Annotated in this window: 15 protein-coding genes; 11 read left to right on the forward strand and 4 right to left on the reverse strand. The window is 70.2% G+C overall.

Annotation, left to right across the window (positions count from 1 at the left end; genetic code table 11):
* Positions 1-82: 82 nt before the first annotated feature.
* Both ACFY2X_RS15485 and ACFY2X_RS15490 read right to left on the reverse strand, forming a co-directional pair.
* Positions 83-412, reverse strand: coding sequence for a hypothetical protein (locus ACFY2X_RS15485; protein ID WP_389938271.1), 330 nt, complete (start codon positions 410-412; stop codon positions 83-85).
* Positions 413-648: 236 nt separating this feature from the next.
* The gene (locus ACFY2X_RS15490) at positions 649-1,719 is read right to left on the reverse strand and encodes a hypothetical protein (protein WP_389938274.1); all 1,071 of its coding nucleotides are present in this window, start codon (positions 1,717-1,719) and stop codon (positions 649-651) included.
* Positions 1,720-1,970: 251 nt separating this feature from the next.
* On the opposite strand from ACFY2X_RS15490, the gene ACFY2X_RS15495 reads away from it, so the two are divergent.
* The 6 genes from ACFY2X_RS15495 (at position 1,971) to ACFY2X_RS15520 (ending at position 7,556) form a co-directional block, all read left to right on the forward strand.
* Positions 1,971-4,181, forward strand: coding sequence for a thiamine pyrophosphate-dependent enzyme (locus ACFY2X_RS15495; RefSeq protein WP_389938277.1), 2,211 nt, complete (start codon positions 1,971-1,973; stop codon positions 4,179-4,181).
* A gap of 101 nt (positions 4,182-4,282) precedes the next feature.
* The gene (locus tag ACFY2X_RS15500; protein WP_389938280.1) at positions 4,283-4,702 is read left to right on the forward strand and encodes a cupin domain-containing protein; all 420 of its coding nucleotides are present in this window, start codon (positions 4,283-4,285) and stop codon (positions 4,700-4,702) included.
* A gap of 102 nt (positions 4,703-4,804) precedes the next feature.
* Positions 4,805-5,386 carry a hypothetical protein gene (locus ACFY2X_RS15505; RefSeq protein WP_389938283.1) on the forward strand — a complete coding sequence of 194 codons (582 nt, stop codon included), beginning with the start codon at positions 4,805-4,807 and terminating at the stop codon, positions 5,384-5,386.
* Positions 5,387-5,543: 157 nt separating this feature from the next.
* On the forward strand, positions 5,544-5,960 hold the full coding sequence (locus ACFY2X_RS15510) for a DUF2730 family protein (RefSeq protein ID WP_389938547.1): 417 nt from the start codon (positions 5,544-5,546) through the stop codon (positions 5,958-5,960).
* A 185-nt stretch (positions 5,961-6,145) separates the two neighbouring features.
* The gene (locus ACFY2X_RS15515; protein ID WP_389938285.1) at positions 6,146-6,496 is read left to right on the forward strand and encodes a hypothetical protein; all 351 of its coding nucleotides are present in this window, start codon (positions 6,146-6,148) and stop codon (positions 6,494-6,496) included.
* Entirely contained in the window at positions 6,489-7,556 is a 1,068-nt protein-coding gene (locus tag ACFY2X_RS15520) for a hypothetical protein (protein ID WP_389938288.1), read from the forward strand. The genes ACFY2X_RS15515 and ACFY2X_RS15520 overlap by 8 nt, the downstream gene beginning before the upstream one ends.
* Before the next feature lie 22 nt (positions 7,557-7,578).
* Here the strand turns inward: ACFY2X_RS15520 and ACFY2X_RS15525 are convergent, their stop codons facing one another.
* Both ACFY2X_RS15525 and ACFY2X_RS15530 read right to left on the reverse strand, forming a co-directional pair.
* Positions 7,579-8,721, reverse strand: a complete 1,143-nt coding sequence (locus ACFY2X_RS15525) for a magnesium and cobalt transport protein CorA (protein ID WP_389938291.1) — start codon at positions 8,719-8,721, stop codon at positions 7,579-7,581.
* Positions 8,722-8,849: 128 nt separating this feature from the next.
* Positions 8,850-9,770, reverse strand: a complete 921-nt coding sequence (locus tag ACFY2X_RS15530) for an amidohydrolase family protein (protein WP_389938550.1) — start codon at positions 9,768-9,770, stop codon at positions 8,850-8,852.
* A gap of 82 nt (positions 9,771-9,852) precedes the next feature.
* Between ACFY2X_RS15530 and ACFY2X_RS15535 the strand changes: the two genes are divergently transcribed.
* The 5 genes from ACFY2X_RS15535 (at position 9,853) to ACFY2X_RS15555 (ending at position 15,637) form a co-directional block, all read left to right on the forward strand.
* Complete coding sequence (locus ACFY2X_RS15535; protein WP_389938294.1) at positions 9,853-10,566, forward strand: M50 family metallopeptidase; 714 nt, start codon at positions 9,853-9,855, stop codon at positions 10,564-10,566.
* A gap of 358 nt (positions 10,567-10,924) precedes the next feature.
* Positions 10,925-13,561, forward strand: a complete 2,637-nt coding sequence (lanKC, locus tag ACFY2X_RS15540) for a class III lanthionine synthetase LanKC (RefSeq protein ID WP_389938297.1) — start codon at positions 10,925-10,927, stop codon at positions 13,559-13,561.
* Positions 13,562-13,565: 4 nt separating this feature from the next.
* Positions 13,566-13,697: a SapB/AmfS family lanthipeptide gene (locus ACFY2X_RS15545; protein ID WP_389938300.1), complete on the forward strand. Its 132-nt coding sequence runs from the start codon at positions 13,566-13,568 to the stop codon at positions 13,695-13,697.
* 38 nt (positions 13,698-13,735) lie between these two features.
* Positions 13,736-13,867: a SapB/AmfS family lanthipeptide gene (locus ACFY2X_RS15550; RefSeq protein WP_389938303.1), complete on the forward strand. Its 132-nt coding sequence runs from the start codon at positions 13,736-13,738 to the stop codon at positions 13,865-13,867.
* A 102-nt stretch (positions 13,868-13,969) separates the two neighbouring features.
* Positions 13,970-15,637, forward strand: a complete 1,668-nt coding sequence (locus ACFY2X_RS15555) for an ABC transporter ATP-binding protein (protein ID WP_389938306.1) — start codon at positions 13,970-13,972, stop codon at positions 15,635-15,637.
* Positions 15,638-15,639: the final 2 nt, after the last annotated feature.

The raw sequence follows: 15,639 nt of genomic DNA on the forward strand, positions 1-15,639 counted from the left end.
GGTTCCGGTACGGCTCGCGCGAGCCGTACCGGAAGAAGTCACGCCGGCTGCCGGACGGGCCCGCCCGCCGGGCCGCTCACGATCATCGGACGGGATCCGACGCGGGCAGAGTGCCCGGCGGAACATTGACGATCATCGGCCGCGGGGCCGGAGCGGGCATCATGGGCAGCGGTATCCTCGGCCGCGGGGCCGTAGCGGGCATCATGGGCAGCGGTATCACCGACACGCAGTCGTACTGCGGGCACGGTGTGGTGACGCACTGCTTGGGCGACGGCACACAGATCCGGCCCGGCCCGCACGTGGTCACCGCGCACGGTGACGTCGTCGGGCACGAGTCGCCCGCCCAGGCGGGCGGCACGGCGATCGGCAGTCCGGCCGCGCAGACCGCGGCCAGCACCAGTTTGCGAAGCATCTCTCCCCCGGTTGCCAAGATCGGCTTTGGTTCCCAGTCGATGCTCGCACCGGCCATGCCTGCTACCGGCAAAGCCACCGTCCGCAAGCCGTCCGGAAGAAGGATGACTTGCGACGGTCCGGGCGCCCTTCGGTCCGGGCGCCCCGCACAGGAGACACGGGGACGGCCCGGGTGCTCGAGCACCCGGGCCGCCGTCTGTCAGGTCCGCGTTCGGGACGCGGACCTCGATCCCACCGTCAGCGCTTGGTCACCCTGACGTAGTCACTGCTGCTGGAGTCGCCGTAGAAGTCGTCGTCACCCCTGAAGACGAACTTCCAGTAACCGGACCTGTAGGCCCTGGCCTTGGTGTAGATGCTGCCGCTGCCGTTGGACCGGGTGGTCTTCACGTAGCTCCACTTGTGCGAGCCCCTGGCCTTGAAGTACAGGCCGACGCTGGCGCGGTAACCCTCCCAGCCTGAGGCGTCGTCGATCTGGAGCTTGCCGGTGAAGCTCAGGTAGCGGCCGTAGCGGCCCGGCTCCGGCGAGGCGTTGAACCGGATGATGCGGCTGTCGGCGCGCTCCGGCTCGGGCTCCGGCTCGGGGGCCGTCACGTCGACGCGGTCGGTGTCGCTCACCGATCCGGCGGCGCCGCCGTTGCCGGAGAACTCCGCACGCCACCAGCCGGTGGCGTCGGCCTTGACCCTGGCCCTGAACCCGCCGTCGTAGCCGGTGCCGACCTTGACGACGTGCCGGTAGGCGTCAGTGCCCTTCTCCCGGAAGGTGATCGTTACAGGCTGCCCGCCGTACCCCTTCCAGCCCCCGCTGTCGCGCAGCAGTCGGCCGGACACTTCGATGCTGTCGCCCTTGGTGACGTCGTCGGGCGAGGCGTCGAAGTCGACGATCTTGGTGTCGAGGGCCTTCCTGACGTCGACGGTGAACTTACCGCGAGTCGAGTCCTCCTTGCCGTCGCCGCCGTGGGCGATCGCGAGGAAGCTCCACTGCCCGGCAGCGCTCTTGCTGTCGAACGACTTGGAGGCGGTCCACTGGGTTTCGGTGCCGTGCGGGCTGGGCTCCACGGTGAGCGGAGTCCATGCGCTGACGCCCGGCGCCTTGATCTGGAACTCGGCCTTGCCCGCGGCGGTCGTGGTGAAGCTGAACTTCGCCGTGACCGGTGACCCGGTCACCACGACCGGGTTGGGGCTGATCTCCACATTGGAGACGACAGGATCCGCTGAGGTCCCCGTCGCAGCCGTCGCAGAAGGAACCAGAGTGAGGGCTCCGGCTCCCATGGCCACCGCGACGACAACAGCTCGGGTGCGGTTCAACATTTGGGGTCTTCCATCCTTCCCCGTTGCTTGAACGCGGCATGAGGGTGCCACGTCACTTCTTTCAAGTAGACGTATGAATCAGGTAATTGGTTGATAGATCTGACAAGCTGTTATGAAGAACTGTCGAATAGGACCGGTCCATCCGCCCTCCGAGGCTCGGACCGCGCCTCCGAGGGGTTTCCGAGAGGCCACTGAGGGCCAAACACGCCAAGGTCCGGGACGAGAGCGGCCGTTGGGGACATAATCAGACTGTGGCGCGCGACACTGTTGAGACTCATTTCGCCGAGGCGGTGGCCGCCCTCTCCCCCGGGGCCCCCCGTGATCCAGGCCTGCCGGTCCGTGAGGGCACGAGCCTGACGGGGACCCGCTGCCGCGAACTGTTCGAGTTCCAGCTCGGCAGCAGGCTCCTCGACATCGCCGCGCGCTGGCTGCGCGAGCAGGGAGAGGGCTTCTACACCATCGGCTCGGCCGGGCACGAGGGCAACGCCGCGATCGCCGCGGCGCTGCGCACCACCGATCCCGCCCTCCTCCATTACCGCTCGGGCGCCTTCTACCTCACCCGGTCGGCGATGGCGGGGCGCCTGCCCGAAGAGGGGCTGCGCGACGTCCTGCTCGGCCTGGCCGCCGCGGCCGAGGAGCCGATCGCGGGCGGCCGCCACAAGGTCTTCGGCCATCCCGACCTGGCGGTGATCCCGCAAACCTCCACGATCGCCAGCCACCTGCCGCGTGCGGTCGGCGTGGCGTTCGCCATCGAGCGCGCCCGCCAGCTCGGCGTGGCGGGCCCGTGGCCGGCCGACGCGATCGCGGTCTGCAGTTTCGGCGACGCCTCCGCCAACCACGCCAGCGCCCTGTCCGGGCTCAACACCGCCGCCTACGGCCGCTATCAGGGGCTGGGGCTGCCGGTGCTGTTCGTCTGCGAGGACAACGGCCTGGGCATCAGCGTGCGGACCCCCGGCGGCTGGGTGGAGGCCGCCCACCACCCGCTGCTGAAATACTTCAAGGCCGACGCCTGCGACCTGGCCGACGTCCACGACGCGGCGACGGCCGCCGCCGAGCACGTCCGCACGCACCGCTCCCCCGCCCTCCTGCATGTCGGCACCGTCCGGCTGATGGGTCACGCCGGCTCCGACGTGGAGCTGTCCTACCGGACCAAACGGGAGATCAACGCCGATCTGGAGCGCGACCCGCTCGTCACCACCGCCCGGCTTCTCGTCGAGGCGGGCCTCGCCACCCCCGACGAGCTGCTGCTGCGCTACGAGACGACGCGGGAATACCTGCTCAAGATGGCCATGGAGAGCTCACGGCGGCCCCGGCTGACCTCGGCCGCCGACATCATGGAGCCGCTGGCCCCCCGCACCCCCGAGACCGTCGCGACGGCCAGCACGGTCGCCGCGCCGTCCAGGGAGAAGGCCTTCGGCGGCAGGCTGCCCGAAAACGAGGGTCCGCTGACACTCTCCCAGGCGATCAACCGGACCCTGACCGACGCCTTGGCCGCCCATCCCGGCATGCTGGTCTTCGGCGAGGACGTGGCCCGCAAGGGCGGCGTGTACGGCGTCACCCGGGGCCTGCAGAAGCGTTTCGGCGCGGGCCAGGTGTTCGACACGCTCCTCGACGAGCAGACCGTGCTCGGCCTGGCGCTCGGCGCGGGCGTCTCCGGGCTGCTGCCGGTGCCCGAGATCCAGTACCTGGCCTACCTGCACAACGCGCTGGACCAGATCCGGGGCGAGGCCGCGACGCTGTCGTTCTTCTCCCGCGGGGCCTTCCGCAACCCGATGGTGGTCCGCGTCGCGTCATACGCCTACCAGAAGGGCTTCGGCGGCCACTTCCACAACGACAACTCCATCGCCGCGCTGCGCGACATCCCCGGGCTGGTCGTGGCCTCCCCCGCCCGGCCCGACGACGCGGCCTCGATGCTGCGCACCTGCCTGGCCGCCGCCCGCACCGACGGCAGCGTCTGCGTCTTCCTGGAGCCGATCGCCCTGTACAACACCCGCGACCTGTTCGACGACGGCGACAACGGCTGGCTCTCGCCGTACGCGCCGCCGGCCCGCTGGGCGGAGACGCACGTCCCGATCGGCCGCGCGCGCAGCTACGGCGACGGCCGCGACCTGACCATCGTGACCTTCGGCAACGGTGTGCGAATGAGCCTGCGCGCCGCGGTCAAGCTCACCTCGGAGGGCTACGGCTGCCGGGTCCTCGACCTGCGCTGGCTGTCGCCGCTCCCGGTCGAAGACCTGCTGCGCGCGGCGGAGCTGACCGGCAGGGTGCTGATCGCCGACGAGACCCGCCGCACCGGAGGCGTCTCCGAGGGCATCGTCGCCGAGCTGCTCGACGCCGGCTTCACCGGCAGGGTCGCCCGGGTGGCCTCGGCCGACAGTTTCATCCCGCTGGGCGACGCGTCCAAGCACGTGCTGCTGACGGAGGGCGAGATCGAGGAAGCCGCCCGCAAGCTGCTCGGCTGAGTTCTCCGGAAAACGCGTTCTCCGGAAACACGCGCAAGCCGTCCGGCCGGGTCTTCGGGAAGCCGTCCCGGATCCATCCTGTTGAGTGTTCACTTGATTACATGCTGTCACGATTGCTGGTTGTCCTGCCCCTGCTGCTGACCCCCGCCTCGTCCGGCGGCGTCACGGGCGTCGCGCTCGCCCGGGGCGTGTCTCCCGGCCCGATCTCGGTGACGAGCGGGGGCCGCACCGACGTGGTGGTCCGGCGGGTCGTCATCGAGCCCGGCGGCTCCACCGGCTGGCACCGCCACGCCGGCCGGCTGATCGCGGTCGTACGGCGGGGCGTGCTGACCCACACCCTGTCCGACTGCTCGACGCGGACCGACCGCGCGGGCACCGCCTTCGTCGAACCGGCCCACGAGGTTCACGAGGGCCGCAATCTCGGCACCGAACCCGTCGTGCTCCTGGTCACCTACGTCCTGCCCGCGGGCTCCCCCCTCTCCCAGGACGCCCCGGCCCCGGCCTGTTCGGGAAAATCGTGATCGGCGACAATATGATCGCCGCCGGTCACCGGAGTCGCGTCGGCGACCTTCCCTGTGACACGCGGGCGGAGCTTCGGACGACGGGCGGGGGGATGTCCTGTGGTGAACTCGACCTCCTGGTGGCGGGGGCGGCGCGAGACCGGCCCGTCGCCGGAGCCCGCGCCTTCCGTTCCGGCTCGGCGTCCCCGCCGGATCCGGAGCATCGTGGCCAGGACGATCGGCACGGGCGCTCTCGGCGGCGCCGCGACCGGGGCGGTCATGGCGATCGTGTTCCTCATCGGCGCGGCCTTCGAGGCCGACAGCGTCCGATGGGGAGAGTTCGCCGTTGCCCTGGTGCGGCTTCCCCTCCTGTGCGCCGTCGCCGGCCTGCCGACAGGGGCGCTTGTCGCACTGCCCGCCCTGATCATCCTGGTGCCCGCAGCCCGGTGGTCGGCCAGGAGGCCATGGGCGGCCCGGGTGATGGGCGCGTCGGCCTGCGCGCTCAGCGTGGGCGGCCTGAACACCGCCGCCGGACTGCTGACCGGCGGAATACGGGCTCTGCTGTGGCTGAGTCCCGTGCTGGCCGTCCCTGCGTTGACCATGGCCGTGCTGATCGGTGCATGGCGCGGGCCAGACCTGGTGAGCACCCCCGTGGACGCCGGTCAGACCCCCGAGTGGGATCGAACCGGCACGCCGTCGCCATAGATCTCAGGCCCGACGGGTTGCCGCGAAATCCGCCCCTCACGCCCCATGGATCGTGTTCAATCAGTCGCACACCGTTACGAACCCGTGGCCCGGGTTCACCGACCGGCAGCCCCTCCACTGCCCCCCACCAGGAGGTACCATGCCCGGCGTGGCGACGATGAGCAGCTGTCAGCGCATGATGGAGCTCGAGTCCTGGGCCTTCAGGACGAACTCGGATCTGACCATCGTCATGAAGACAGTGAACGATCTTCCAGAGATCGTCCGAGAGGAAGTCATGACGTACACCTCTCCGATGTTCGAAGAGATCATGAACAGGATGGCCACCAAGGAAGATCTCGCCGCACTCAGCACCAAGGTCGACAACCTGGAAACCAAGGTAGACGGACTAGAGATCAAGGTCGACGGGCTGGAAGCCAAGGTGGACGGACTGGAAAGCAAGGTCGACAATCTGGAAGCCAAGGTGGATGCCCTGACCGACCGGGTCGGCTCCATGGAAAGCCGGATGGATTCCATGGAGGTCAGGATGGATTCTATGGATGGGAAGCTCGATCTGATTCTGGCCAAGCTCGGCTGACTTTCCGTGAAGAAGCCCTGGACCGCGCGGTCCAGGGCTTCTTCACATTCTGGTACGGCAAGCCCGCCGGCCGGTGGCCGTGATCAACCCGTGGGGCGGCGGCCGACCGGCTGGTCAGGTGTCCGGTCAACATCGGAGGCGGCGTTCCGGGAGGCTCGATCAGCGGGCAGCTCGGCTCGATCACGGTGTCCGACCAGCGCGCCGCGCTCACCGCCACATGGACGGCGTCGGTGATCGCGGCGGCGGGAGCCTTCACCACGGGCGGCGGCACGACCCCCGAGACCATCCCCAACAGCTCCGTCCTGTACTGGTCCGGTCCCGCGACCAACACCACCGGCACCAGCCCCGGAGACGTGACTCCCGGGCAGCTCAACGCGGGGGCCGCGCAGTCGCTGAGCGTCCTGCGCACCGCCTTCAGGAAGACGGCCGGCTCCGGCAGCAACTCCGTCACCTGGAATCCGACTCTCGTGATCAACGTCCCCGCCCAGGCGGTGGAAGGCACCTACACCGGAACGGTGAACCACTCCGTTGCCTAACCCACTGACGCGCCGGCCCGTCCTGGCGACGCTGCTCGTGCTCCTGCTGCACGGAATGATGAGCGCTCCAGCGACCGCGCGGGCGGACGGCGACAGCGGGCGTCCTGCCGATGAGAACACCATCGGCATCCGGCTGCTGGAAATCCCCTCCAACCGCGTGGACGATCCGCGGGCGCGGTACTTCATCGTCGACCACGTCAATCCCGGCACCACCTTTACCCGGCGTCTGGAGGTCTCCAGCACCTCGCCCAAGCCCCAGCACGTGGAGCTGTACGCGAGCGCCGCCGGCATCAAAGGCAGCCGCTTCACCTTCGCCCCGGACCGCACCTCCAACGAGCTGAGCTCATGGATCAGGCTCGACCGTCCCGCGGTCGACCTTCCGGCGCGTGGCAGCACGACGGTCAAGACCACCGTCTCGGTGCCGGCGTGGGCCGGCGAGGCGGAGCGATACGCCGTCATCTGGGCGCAGGTCTCCTCCCCCTCCCCCGGCCCGAAGGGGAACGTCGCCGTCGTCAACCGCGTCGGGGTCCGCACCTACCTCGACGTCGGCCCGGGCGCCGAACCGCCCTCGGACTTCCAGATCGGCCAGATCGTTCCCCAGCGCGCCGAAGACGGGCAGCCGAAGGTCGTCGTGGCCGTCACCAACACCGGCCACCGCGCCCTCGACCTCGACGGGCAGCTGTCGCTGCCGGAGGGGCCGAGCTCCCTGAGCGCCGGCCCCTTCCGGGTCACCCGCGGCACCACCCTGGCGCCCGGCGACCAGGCGGACATCGCCATCCTGCTGGGCAGGCACCTCCCCGACGGGCCGTGGACGTTCCGTCTCACTCTCCGCAGCGGCCATGTCGAGCACACGGCGACAGGCACCCTCACCTTCCCCGCCAAACCCGGCACCTGGGGCCTGCCGGCCTCCCTGGACTCTCCCCTGACGCTGACCCTCACGCTCGCCGGGCTGCTCGCCGTCATCGCCGCGGTGGCTTTCCTGCTCATCCTCGGCCTGCACCGCAGGCGCGCACGCCGTCAGGCCCCGGCCGCGCCTCCTCTCCACCGCGAGCTCCTCTGACGCCGGCCGCGCGACCCGGGGCCTACAGCCAGTCTCGGCGTTTGAACACCAGATACAGGGTCGTGCAGACGGCCGCCATCAGGAGCACCGCGAACGGGTAGCCCCAGGCCCAGTGGATCTCGGGCATGACGTCGAAGTTCATGCCGTAGATGGTGCCGACGAGGGTGGGGGCGAACAGGATCGCGGCCCAGGCGGAGATCTTCTTGACCTCCTCGTTCTGGGCGTTGCTGGCCTCGGTGAGGTTGGTCATGTGCTCGTTCTGGGCCTGGGCGACCATGGTCGAGTTGACCACGAGGATGTCGTGGAGCATCTGGCGGAAGCCGCTGACCCGCTCGGCCACGGTGATCGCGTGATCGGCGACGTCGCGGAGATATCGCTGCAGCTCCTCATCCACCCCGTATTTGGCCGCCCCCGCGATGAGCCCTTCGATCATGCCGAGCAGCGGCCGGGTGGCCCGCTGGAACTCGATCACCTCGCGCGAGAGCTCGTAGATGCGGCGTGACACGGCGGGTTCGTTGCCGAAGACCTGGACCTCGATCTCGTCGATGTCGTTCTGCAGGCCGGCGACCACCGGGGCGTAGCCGTCCACGACCGCGTCCACGATGGCGTAGAGGACGGCCTGCGGGCCCTGGCCGAGCAGCTCGGGATCGCCCTCCATACGGCGGCGGACCTGGGACAGGTCGGGGGCCTCGCTGTGCCGTACGGTGATCAGGAAGTTCTGGCCGACGAAGACGTGCAGCTCGCCGAAGTCGACCTCCTCGCTCTCGTCGAGGTATCTGGCCGGGCGGAGCACCACGAACAGCGTGTCCCCGTAGCGGTCGGCCTTGGGCCGCTGGTGGGCGACGATGGCGTCCTCCACGGCCAGCTCGTGCAGGTCGAACTCCTCCGCGACGTTGAAGATCACCGAGTCCGCCGGCCGGTAGAAGCCGATCCAGGCCATGCTTCCGGGAGTGTTCTTCAGGCACTCGAAGGCCTCGGGCAGCGACTCGGGAGTGGCGACCCGCCGCCCGTTCACGTAGATCGCGTTGTCGATGACGTGCGACAGCGACGAAGGCGGCTCCTCGTCGGCGGGGCGGGGGTCCATCGACCGCTCGGGAGAGTCCTTCACGATGCCGGGGCGCCCGCGCATCAGGCTCCGCAGGCCCCGCATTTGCCGATCGGCCACGCTCATCTCCCCTGTCCGGCGCTCACGCGCTTCCTCATGGACCGCACCATGGACCGCATCGCCCTACCCGGATCACCGCGCGGAATGCCGGAGTCCGCCCGGGACGGTGACCATCGCGGGTTTCCCGATCATCGGTCCTCCGCCGGCCGGCTGTGATCGGGGGTCAGATCGAGCAGGTCCGCGGCATTGTCCCAGCACACCGCCCGCAGCCAGTCGTCGCCGAGGTCCATGCGCTCCAGCGCGTGGAGCTGGTGCGCGTAAGGGTAGGGAATGTTCGGGAAGTCGCTGCCCAGCAGGACCTTGCCCGCCAGGCCGAGATCGCGCAGGCGCGGCTTGAGGCGGCCGGGGAACGGCATGCGGAGCTCGGAGAAGTCGGTGAAGGTCATCGTGGTGTCGAGCCGTACGTTCGCGAACGCCTCGGCGATCTCGAAGAACTCGTCGTATTCCGGCATGCCGAGATGAGCGATGATCGCGGGCAGCCGGGGGTGGCGGGCCAGCACCTCGGCGATCGGCACCGGACCGGTGCAGCGGCCCGGCAGCGGGATCGAGCTGGCGTGGACCACGACCGGGACTCCCCGGTCGGCCAGCAGCCCCCACACGTCGTCGATCTCCTTCAGCCTGGGGTCGAAGTCGCCCACCTGCAGGTGGACCTTGAAGATGCGCGCGCCCTGATCGAGGGCGTCCCGCACATAGCCCAGGACTCCAGGTTCGGGGTAGAAGGTGGCCGAGGGAAGACATCCGGGAGTACGGCGCGCGAAATCGAGCGTCCAGGCGTTGAGGCTGACCGCCATGTCGGGCCTGTGCGCGTACGCCAGGGCGGAGAACGCCTTCACCCCGAGCTCTCCCAGGCGCGCGAGCCGTTTCTCGACGGGCTCCCGGTAGTGGATCCGCCACCCCGCGCCCATCAGGGGGCCGCCGTTCTCGAAGTGGTGCCAGACCCGGCGTTCCATCCGCTCGGGCAGGAAGTGGACGTGCACGTCCGCCAGGCCGGGCAGGCCCAGTCTCCGCCACCAGGCGGGGACCTCCTCGTCCGCCATTTCCCGAACCATGTTCTGCACGTTAAGACTTTATCGTCAACACACCGGATGTCATGGGACGCTTTGCTCCGACGTGACGAAGGAGAAGTGACCGTTGTCCGAGGTGTGGGTGACTCTGACCACGGCCCAGCCGGGGCCGCCCCTGTGGGTCGCGCTGTTGTCCGCGCTGGCCGCGCTGGCCGTGGTGATGTGGCCGGCTTCGTGGCACCTGTCCCGAGGTCTGATCACGATCGCGCACGAAGGCGGGCACGCGCTGACGGCTCTGCTCACCCGGCGCAAGCTCCAGGGCATTCGCCTGCACTCCGACACTTCGGGCGTCACGCTGACCCGGGGCAGACCCACCGGCCCGGGGATGATCCTGACCGCCGCCGCAGGGTATGTCGCCCCTTCCCTGCTGGGGTTCGGCGGGGCGTGGCTGACCGCCTCGGGCTACGTGACGATCCTGATCACGGTCGTGATCGGGCTGCTCCTCTGCATGCTGCTGATGATCCGCAACCTGTTCGGCGCGGTCAGCCTGCTGGTCACCGGCGGGGCGATCTTCGCCTTTACCTGGTACTGCCCGCCCGACATGGACGCGGTCCTCGCCTACCTGGCCGTCTGGTTCCTGCTGTTCGGCGGTGTCCGGCCGATCATCGAGCTGCAGCGCAAGCGCCGCCTGGGCCGCACGCCCGACTCCGACGCCGACCAGCTCGCCCGGCTGACCTTCCTGCCCGCCGGGTTCTGGGTCCTGCTGTTCCTGCTGGTGGCGTGTGCCGCCCTGCTCGGCGGCGCCTATCTGCTGCTCCCACTGCCGCCCGGCCTGCGCTGAGGACCCGTCGCCCTTGACCGGCCGGCTCAACGGCGGCCGTGTTCGACGCCGGAACTTCCGGCGACTCACCCAATAACGTGCACTTTTGTGGCGACTAAATAATTTGCCGGATTTGCGACCAGACACGCCCCCTGGGAAGAGCGAGCCGACGCCGCGCCGGCCGCGCGTCGCCGTGGAGGCCGCCGAAGCACCCCGGAAGTTTCCCGAACAATTCTCACTTGCGTTGCGAAAGCGCAGGTAGAACACACCTTCATGATTGGACCCGTGAATTTCGCACATATGAGTGGTTGAGTTTGTAACTAGTCATTTCTCGGGTTATCCGTAATTCTCTCCTCTGGAAGACAGCAGGGAGATTGCCGTGAATGACCAGTACGAGCTCTATTGCCTTGCCGACCCGCTCTTTTACGACACCCTTGACAACAACCGGGGCGATCACCCCGACTTTCCCCTTGCCGCAAGGGATGTCCCGGACGGCTGGGCACACCGGGCGACCGACACCTGGATGCACTACGCGCCCCTTGCCGCGCGGACGCCGTCGCAGGGTTGGAAGATCCACGTGTCGGCGTGTCTTGAGGATGCCGAGCGCGCCCTGGAGATCGTCTGGGACTACTGCGTGCCGCGGGACATCGCGTTCAAGTTCCTGCGCAACCGGCCGGTCATGACGATGCTGAACTCCAAGGCCGCCGCCCGCGGGTCCAGTGGCAAGCTCGTGACGATCTACCCGCTGGACGAGGGCCAGCTCGAACTCACGCTGAAAGAGCTCGACGAGCTGCTCCGGGGCGTGAAGGGGCCGTACATTCTCAGCGATCTCCGCTACGGCGAGGGCCCGCTCTTCGTGCGGTACGGCGGCTTCGCCGCGCGGCACTGCCTGGGTGACAACGGCGAACTGGTGCTCGCCGTCGAGGACGGTGACGGGCGGCTGGTTCCCGACGTGCGAGGGCCGGCCTTCGGCGTGCCGTCCTGGGTGACGCTGCCCGAGTTCCTGGAGCCCCACCTGTCGGCCCGTAACGCGGTCACGACCAACGGCCTGCCGTACGAGATCGAGAGCGTCATACAGTTCTCCAACGGCGGAGGCGTATACCTCGGACGGGACCTGCGCACCGGCGAGCGGGTGGTGCTGAAGGAGGCCCGCCCGTACGCGGGGCTCGACGCCGCCGACCGGGACGCCGTGACACGGCTCGCGCACGAGCGGGACATGCTGGAGCGCCTGTCCGGGCTGGAGGCGGTGCCGGCCCTGCTCGACTACTTCACGCTCGGCGAGCATCACTTCCTGGTGCAGGAGTTCGTCGACGGCAACCCCCTGCAACGGCTCCTCGTGCACAGATACCCCCTGACCAGGGCGAACTGCGACCAGGAGGCCATCGCCGAATACACCTCGTGGGTGCTCGGCGTGCTCCCCGAGGTCCGGCGAGCGGTCGAGTCCCTGCACGGGCGAGGGGTGGTCTTCGGCGACCTGCACCCCAACAACATCCTCCTCACCGATCAGAACCGCCTGGTCCTGATCGACTACGAGGTCGCGACCCTCGCGGCGGACCGCGGCCGCGCCGCCCTGGCCCACCCGGCCTTCGGCGCCCCGCCCGACCGGCAGGGCGTCGACGTCGACGCCTACGCCCTCGCCTGCCTCTGCCTCGGGCTGTTCGCCCCCCAGCTCACGATCATGCTGCCGCTCGACCGGGCCAAGGTCGTCCAGCTGGCCGGACTCATCACGGAGACCTTCCCCGTGCCGCCCGCGGTGATCGAGGAGGCCGTACGGACGATCATGGGTGCGGCGTCGGTGACGGCGCGGCCGATCCCCCGGCTCGGCCGGGACGCCTGGCCGCGCGTCAGGGAGGCGATGTGCGAGGCGATCCTGGCCAGCGCCACCCCCGGCCGCCAGGACCGGCTCTTCCCCGGCGACGTGGCCCAGTTCCGGCCCGGCGGAGGCGTCAACCTCGCCTACGGCGCGGCGGGGGTGCTCTACGCGCTGAAGGCCGCCGGGGCGGATCGCCTCCCCGAGCACGAAGACTGGCTACGCCGCCGCGCGCTGACCCCGGAGCAGGGCACGGGCATCGGGTTCTACGACGGGCTCCACGGCGTGGCCTACGTCCTGGACCTGCTCGGACACCGCCAGGACGCGATCGACGTCGTGGCGGCGTGCCTGCGGGAAAAATGGGACTCCCTTGAGCTGGGCCTGTTCGGCGGGCTCGCGGGAATCGGGCTGAACCTGCTTCACCTGGGCGCGGCGACCGGCGAGCGGACGTTCACCGATGTGGCCCTCCAGGTCGTCGACGTCTGCGCCGACCGGCTTGGCGGACCCGGCGACGTGCCGGAGACCAGTGGCGGGTCCAACCCCCGCGCGGGGCTGATGTACGGCTCGTCCGGACCCGCCCTGCTCTTCCTCCACGCCTACGAGCGGACCGGCGACGCGTCGCTGCTCGACCGGGCCGCCGTGGCGCTCCGTCAGGACCTACGGCGCTGCGTGCCGGTCGAGGACGGCTCGCTCCAGGTCACGCAGGGCTGGCGCACCCTTCCCTACCTGGACGAGGGATCCGTGGGCATCGGCCTGGTCCTCGCCCGCTACCTGGCCCACCGTGACGACGAGGATTTCCAGACCGCGCTCGGCGGCCTCCGGCTCGTCACCCGCGGGAGATACTTCGTCCAGTCCGGGCTGTTCACCGGGCGAGGCGGCATGATCGCGGCTCTCGGCACGGGCCTGGGGGCGGCACCGTACGATCCCGGCGTCGACCTGGCCGAGCAGATCCGGGGACTGGGCTGGCACGCGCTGCCGTACGGCGGCGGCCTGGCCTTCCCCGGCGACCAGCTGCTCAGGCTTTCCATGGACTTCGCGACCGGCACGGCCGGAGTCCTGTTCGCGATGAGCACCGCGCTGCACGACCAGCCGGTGTTCCTCCCCTTTACCGAGCCGCCCGGCGGCACAGGCGCCCCGACCACGGCACTGCCTGTGCACGGATCCGCCGAGCGGCTTCACTCCCACAAGCCACTGAAGGAGGTGTGATCACATGGTACTTCTCGACCTGCAGAGCCTGGAAGCCCCCGGCGGCGACCACGGAGGCGGCGGCGGCAGCACGCTCACCGTCCTCGGCTGCGAGTCCTACAAGCCGAGCAACCTCAGCCTGCTGCTCTGCCACTAGTCGTTCCGGTTCATCAGAATCAGAAATGGAGTAACACCATGGTTCTTCTCGACCTTCAGGCCCTGGAAGCCCCCGGCGGCGACCACGGAGGCGGCGGCGGCAGCACGCTCACCGTCCTCGGCTGCGAGTCCTACAAGCCGAGCAACCTCAGCCTCCTGCTCTGCCACTAGTGAACCGCGTGCCCGGGGCGGCCCGCGACGGCGGCCGCCCCGGGCACGGCCTTTTCCCCTGACCTCTCACGGCTTCTCACGGCTTCCTCCGAGGAGGTATCGGTGCGGACAGCGGATCGGCTGGTGGCCCGGACCGTACGGCGCGGCGGCCCCTGGCTGGGCGTGCTCGCCGTCACCTCCGTCGTCGGCGCCTTCACGAAGCTGGCTCTCCCGCTCGTCCTGGGCAGGACCGTCGACAGCCTCGTCGCGGCCGAATCCGCGAGCGGGGCCTGGCTCGGCGCCTGCGCCGCGATCGTGGCCGTCGCGGTGGCCTGCGACGCCTTCGGCCTCTGGGGCGCCGGAGCGAGCAGCGCCCAGGCCTCGGCGTGGCTCCGTCACCGGGCCCTGCGGCACGTTCTCGGGGTCGGCCCCGCGATGACCCGCCGGTTCCCCGAAGGCGACCTGGTCACCCGGATGGGGGTGAACGCCGAGGAGGCGGGGCGCGCGCCGGAGGCGATCGTCACCGGGGCGGCGCTGGTCATCCCGGCGGCGGGCAGCCTCGTGGCGCTCACCCTCATCGACTACCGGCTGACCCTGACCCTGGTCGCCGGTCTCGTTCTCATCGCACTGGTGCTCAGGGCGTTCCTCCACACGACCACCTCGATCGCCGGCGACTATCAGGAGGCCCAGAGCGACATCGCCTCCCGCCTCGTCGACGCCCTCGCCGGGGCCCGGACGATCGCCGCGGCGGGCACCGCCGCCCAGGAGAAGCGGCGGGTGCTGGCCGTGCTCCCCCGGCTGCGCGCGCACGCCATGGACATGTGGCGGACCAACGCCCGAGCCGGCGTGCAGGCGGGTGCCGTGGTGCCGTTGCTGGAGGTGGCCGTGCTGGGCATGGGCGGGCTGCGCCTGGCGGCCGGCGACCTCACGGCAGGCGAGCTCTACTCCGCCGCCCGCTACGTCGTGCTCGGAGCCGGTCTCGGCTCCGCGCTGGGCTACGTCGGCCGCCTGGCCCGGGCGCGTGCCGCCGCCGGCCGGCTCGTCGAGCTGGCCGCCGAGCGGCCGAGAACGTACGGCGAGCGGCCCCTGCCCGCCGGTCACGGCACCCTGGAGCTGAGAGGGGTCACGGTGGACGGCCTCGGCGACGTCGACCTCGTGATCCCCGGCGGGTGCGCGGTGGCCGTGGTCGGCCGGTCCGGCGCCGGCAAGTCCCTGCTCGCCGCCCTCGCCGGTCGCCTGGTGGATCCTCCTCGCGGAACGGTGTCCCTCGACGGTGTGCCGCTGCCCGACCTCTCCCCTGAGGCGCTCCGCCAGGCGGTCGGCTACGCCTTCGAACGGCCCGTCCTCGTCGGCGACACCGTCGCCGACGCCATCGGCCTCGGCGATCCCGCCCCGGAGACCGTGCGCGCGGCCGCCCGCGCGGCGTGCGCCGACCCGTTCGTCCGGCGGCTCCCGATGGGATACGACACGCGGCTGCGGGACGCGCCGATGTCGGGCGGGGAGAGGCAGCGCCTCGGCCTGGCCCGCGCCTTCGCGCACGGCAGGCGCCTGCTCGTCCTGGACGACGCCACCTCCAGCCTGGACACCGTCACCGAGCGCCAGATCAGCAGGACACTGGCCGAAGACCTGCGGGGCCGTACGCGCCTGATCGTGACCCATCGGGTCGCGACCGCGGCGGCCGCCGACCGGGTGATCTGGCTGGACGGCGGCCGCGTACGCGCCTACGGCGAGCACCGCGTGCTCTGGAAAGATCCCGGCTATCGAGCCGTCTTCCAGGCGGGTGCCTCTTGACG

It is taken from the genome of Streptosporangium sp. NPDC000396 (assembly GCF_042898655.1).
Taxonomy (GTDB): Bacteria; Actinomycetota; Actinomycetes; order Streptosporangiales; family Streptosporangiaceae; genus Streptosporangium.